The organism is Bathymodiolus platifrons methanotrophic gill symbiont, assembly GCF_002189065.1.
GTDB lineage: Bacteria > Pseudomonadota > Gammaproteobacteria > Methylococcales > Methylomonadaceae > Methyloprofundus.
The window spans coordinates 1-4,510 of record NZ_BDMN01000394.1; the positions used below are offsets into that span (position 1 = coordinate 1).

Annotated in this window: 5 protein-coding genes; all 5 read right to left on the reverse strand. The window is 42.3% G+C overall.

The window, feature by feature from the left end:
* Nucleotides 1-48: 48 nt before the first annotated feature.
* Nucleotides 49-765, reverse strand: a complete 717-nt coding sequence (locus tag CDZ78_RS18135) for a hypothetical protein (protein WP_087871240.1) — start codon at nt 763-765, stop codon at nt 49-51.
* Nucleotides 766-1,755: a hypothetical protein gene (locus CDZ78_RS18140; protein WP_087871241.1), complete on the reverse strand. Its 990-nt coding sequence runs from the start codon at nt 1,753-1,755 to the stop codon at nt 766-768.
* A 30-nt stretch (nt 1,756-1,785) separates the two neighbouring features.
* Entirely contained in the window at nt 1,786-2,886 is a 1,101-nt protein-coding gene (locus CDZ78_RS18145; RefSeq protein ID WP_087871242.1) for an Lcl C-terminal domain-containing protein, read from the reverse strand.
* A gap of 62 nt (nt 2,887-2,948) precedes the next feature.
* Nucleotides 2,949-4,040, reverse strand: coding sequence for an Lcl C-terminal domain-containing protein (locus CDZ78_RS18150; RefSeq protein WP_140414189.1), 1,092 nt, complete (start codon nt 4,038-4,040; stop codon nt 2,949-2,951).
* 151 nt (nt 4,041-4,191) lie between these two features.
* Nucleotides 4,192-4,510: hypothetical protein (locus CDZ78_RS18155; RefSeq protein ID WP_211200778.1), on the reverse strand; the 319-nt coding region annotated here is incomplete at its 5' end.

A 4,510-nucleotide genomic window follows, 5' to 3' on the forward strand; every position in this document is an offset into this window, starting at 1 on the left:
CTAAAGACTGTACCCTCTTATTTTAGCATCTAATGTATATATCTATAATCAGCAACCCCGCCAAGTCATAGTACCGGTTAGGGGGCAATATCTTAAGACTAACTCCCCGTCCTTGCCGGTATACTCCAAATAAGGTGGCAGATCAAAATCTGCTATATTCATAAACCCTTGCTTTGCAGTCTTCACACTCCGCGCAAGTGCCTTGACCGAATCTCCATTGTCCGCCAACTTACCTTCTGCACCTTCCGTCAGGGCAATCAAGGCATCCGCGCGATCCTCATGTTTAAAAACGCGGTCTGATTCTGTCATAACCTCCGACTTAACGGCGTCCATGACCTCTCTGGCTAGACCTATTTCCTTCTCAGTCTCTACACTCCGTAAATACATGGCATAAGTGGCATGCCCCGTATCGTTAAAGGCCTGTATCATCCTATCATTACGAGCCTTACCAGCCTTTAGTCTCTGGGCATTAAAGGCTGGATGGTGCTTAAGCCGATCATACATTGTCCGAGCTACGGCATTGCTTGAGCTAGTTTCTATCTGCCAATCATTGTAACTACTCAGACCCTCAAAATCCGAAGCGTCCTCTACTATCTTTGCTAACATCACGGAAAGCACTACTCCAGTTCCGAGAGTAGTCATAACAAACCCGGCTGCAACCGATTGTATCAGTACAATCCATCCAAGGGTTGATAGAGCGAAACTTTTTTGTATAGGGGCAATCAGCAACAAACCACCCGCTAGGATTTTTTTATTCAGCTTCATCTAAAACCTCCGAATGTACCTTACGTTTTGCTCTATGGCTCTCTCCTTATCTACGAAATGCCCCCTATGGAAATTGAAAGCTGACGCAAAAAGCCTGCGGGGGTCATACCTTGATACCTCAACAGCCCAATATACGCCCTCCATATTCAAACCCAGTTCATCGAGGTTATCATAGATATAGGCAAGCTCATTCACCCCCGGGAGATACCAATCATCCTTTCCGTTGATGGCATAATCCAAGGATTTTTTAGCGAGGGTTTTTCCCCCGCACTGTTCACTGCTAGCCACCAATTCCGTTTTCTCTAAATTTGTTTTTTTACGACCCCATTTTGAGGGCACTTTGACCTTTTTCCTATCACAGCCATATTCCGCAGGAGGCAACTCTTCGGATATTTCAATCCCGTTTTTACCATCATCAGTTACGATAACAACAATACCTCCTGCGGGTCCTCGATCACCTGCCGCGTAAGTGCATGAACCCCAAACAAACTCTAGGGTGTTAGGGCACCTTCTTAGCGTCAGAACCCCTGACACGTCCTCGATCTCAGCGGTTCTGGGTATCTTAGATTCCGGCCAACTCTGTAAGTTTTGCGTTACCTCACTCACATCTTCACCCATGTCTCGGACTGCACCCTCCAGAATCTCCAGCCCCTCCATGTCATCTTTCAAGCTCGATAACTGAGCCACTTTGTTCTCTAAAGATATAACCGAAGTCTTAAAATCCTCAACTTGAAGCCGGTTTACCTCAACCTCTCGTGAAACCGAGATAACTCTGTCATGGTCTATTTTAGACTCGGTTATCAGAGGTGCTAGCTCTCCCGTCACCTTATTTAGACCTTTCTCCAGAGTATTATGACCCACGATTAACGTGTTAATGTTATTGTAATTCTTAACGATCGCAATTTCTAACGCTTTCATCATCTGCTTGAAAGTAAGTGCGTTTGCGTTAAAGGATATTAAAAATATTATGACACCTATAATTATCTTCACTGTAATTTCCCAATCAAAGACTTTAAACTGCTAGAAATTTCTTACAAACCTGACTGATGCAGTATCTGATCGATTTCTTTGCACAGGCGTGTTGCTCATAAAGTCAAACGCCCAGGAAACATCATTATTTTCAGCAACTAGTGTTGATGACCAGTAGATTTCGTCAATGTGTAAACCTATATCCCCTAAGTGATCGTGGATACTTTGCAACTGTGCAATAGAGGGAATATACCATCCATGCCTAACGTGTGTGACATATCGTAAAGCCTTATTCGCAAGAGAGCCCCCCTCACAGTTAGTGTTCGCAATGGCTTGGGTGGAACCCGCACCGAAATAGTCGGATATTGTTGTGGGGATAGCGACACCCTCACATCCAAAAGTACTCGAAGGTTGTTTGAAAGACAGCTCCTGGCCATGTTTGCCGTCCTCCGTAGCAAATATTACAATACCGCCGGCGGGTCCGTTATCACCTACTTGATAAGTACATATATCCCACGTCACTTCTAAAGTATTGGGGCATCTTTTCAAAGTAAGTTCACTCCCTGATCCCTCAGTAACCACGTTATCTGGCTTAGCTAATGCGGGGATCTTATCAATATCACTTTGCATATCTTCAATGCTATCTTGAAAAGAGTCCATCCCTGCCTCGATGCGGTGCAACCCCCTTAGATCCGTTCTTATTTCTCTTAGATCCGTATTGACCCCGGTGATAAGAGTCTCATTCTTTAAGATATCTTTTTCATTACGCTCTACATCTTTTCCCAGATTTTCGGTTGCAATCTTATCGGTAAAAGCCCCCATCTGCTGATCCATCTCGGCAATTTTAGTTTTGTTTACCTCTATCTGGGATGCGGACTCTTTCAAAGCATCCGTATCCGTTCTCAAGACATCAGTCCTCTTTTCTAAGATGTTAAATCTTTTATGGGTGAATCCCTCGAATTTAAAATGAGTCTGCCATGTGTTGCCATTTCCATGTATATCATACTCAGACTTGATTAGCTCAACCCCGTCTGATATTTTCCCATTGTCGGTATAGCTAGTATTTCCGGCTCCGTAAGTTTTCGCTTGCGATACACCGGAGGCCATGGCTAGTACAATCGCTGTAACGGGTAAAAGTTTAAAATTTTTCATATTATTAATTCTCAATTAGTTGTTTCTTATATGACGGTTTCCCAATCAAAGACTTTAAACTGCTAGAAATTTCTTACAAACCTGACTGATGCAGTATCTGATCGATTTACTTGAACAGACGTGTTGCTCATAAAGTCAAAAGCTAAAGCTACCTCCTCATCCCCGGCCACTAACGAGGAACTCCAATAAACCTCATCAATGTGTAAATCCAAGGTGTCTAAATTATCATGAATACTTTGTAGCTGAGCAATTGAGGGGATATACCAGCCCGTTAGCTCATTAGGCTCATACAATCTGGATTTCATGGCTAAAGACTCTTTACCACAGGCACTGTTAGCAATCGCATTCGTAAAGCCCTTGCCCGGTGCGTCCGACGCTCCTGTTGCTATGGCTACACCGTCACAACCAAAGGTACTAGAAGATTGCTTAAACGATAGCTCTAACCCGTGCCTCCCATCTTCTGTAGCAGATACTACAATACCGCCTGCGGGCCCTTTATCACCAGCTTGATAGGTACAAATTCCCCACGTCACCTCTAAAGTGTTTGGACATCTTTTTAAAGTAATCAACCCACGAGATGTTGAAGTGTCCAAGTCGCTAGGCATGACCATTTCAGGTATTTGGTTGATAGCATTTTGCATGCTATCTATACTGTTTTGAAAAGAGTCCATTCCAGCCTCAATCCTGTCTAAGCCTTTCAGGTTATTTCTAACCTCGCGTAGATCAGTATTAACGCCTGTGATACTTGTCTCGATTTTCTCAATATCCTTTTCATTACGGACAACATCCTTCTTTAGATTTTGAGTAACTAACTTACTGGTGAAGGTCTCCGTCGCCGCTAACTTATTTGAAGTGACAAGCCTTGATAAATCTCCCACTTGATTAGGAAGAGACTCTAAAGTCCCCGTTAAATTAAAAACCGTATTTTTCAAAGTATCAACATCCCCCTTCACTAGCTCCGCAGACCGTTCATTGATGTTGAAACGCTTGTGATTGTTACCTAGGATGGCATAAGTGGTCCGCCATAGGTTATCCACATGTAGGAAATTATTCCAATCCGCATCGGTAATAAAAGCCCCTTCGGACACCTTACCATTATCGGTAATTCCCCTTCCTAAAGTCTTGGCATGTACAACTGCGGGAGATGTAGCCAAAATAGCTACAAGTGGTAAAAGTTTAAAATTTTTCATAATTAGATATACCATTGGTAAATTCGGATGTTTAATTGAAAAGGGTTATGTTTTTGGTTCTGTCGCAATAACTTATTATGACGGTAAAGATTGGTCATAACTGACCTTTATGCAGCTAATGAATAAAACCATCCCCCTCGAACATTTGTCCTTTTTTGATCATTTTCATTATTTCAATACCTGTTATTTTAATAGGAATCCTGATGCTATCTTTCGCGCAGACCTCAATTTGTTTACGCCATTTATCACCATCAAATTGCTTCTTAATTTGAGCATTTATTAGATTAATTGAAATGTTTTCACAAGTTTCGCCTTTTACCTTAGTTGATTCACGATCCACCAAGTTACAAACGCCTATAATCCAGTGTCTAATTAAAATTGAGTTTATTTCCCCAAAAAAAGTTCCTGATATTTTTTCTAACAGATCACAATTG

Excerpts from the sequence above, each read along its gene's own strand:
- CDZ78_RS18135 (WP_087871240.1), bottom strand. The coding sequence starts at position 765 with ATGAAGCTGAATAAAAAAATCCTAGCGGGTGGTTTGTTGCTGATTGCC.
- CDZ78_RS18145 (WP_087871242.1), bottom strand. The coding sequence starts at position 2,886 with ATGAAAAATTTTAAACTTTTACCCGTTACAGCGATTGTACTAGCCATG.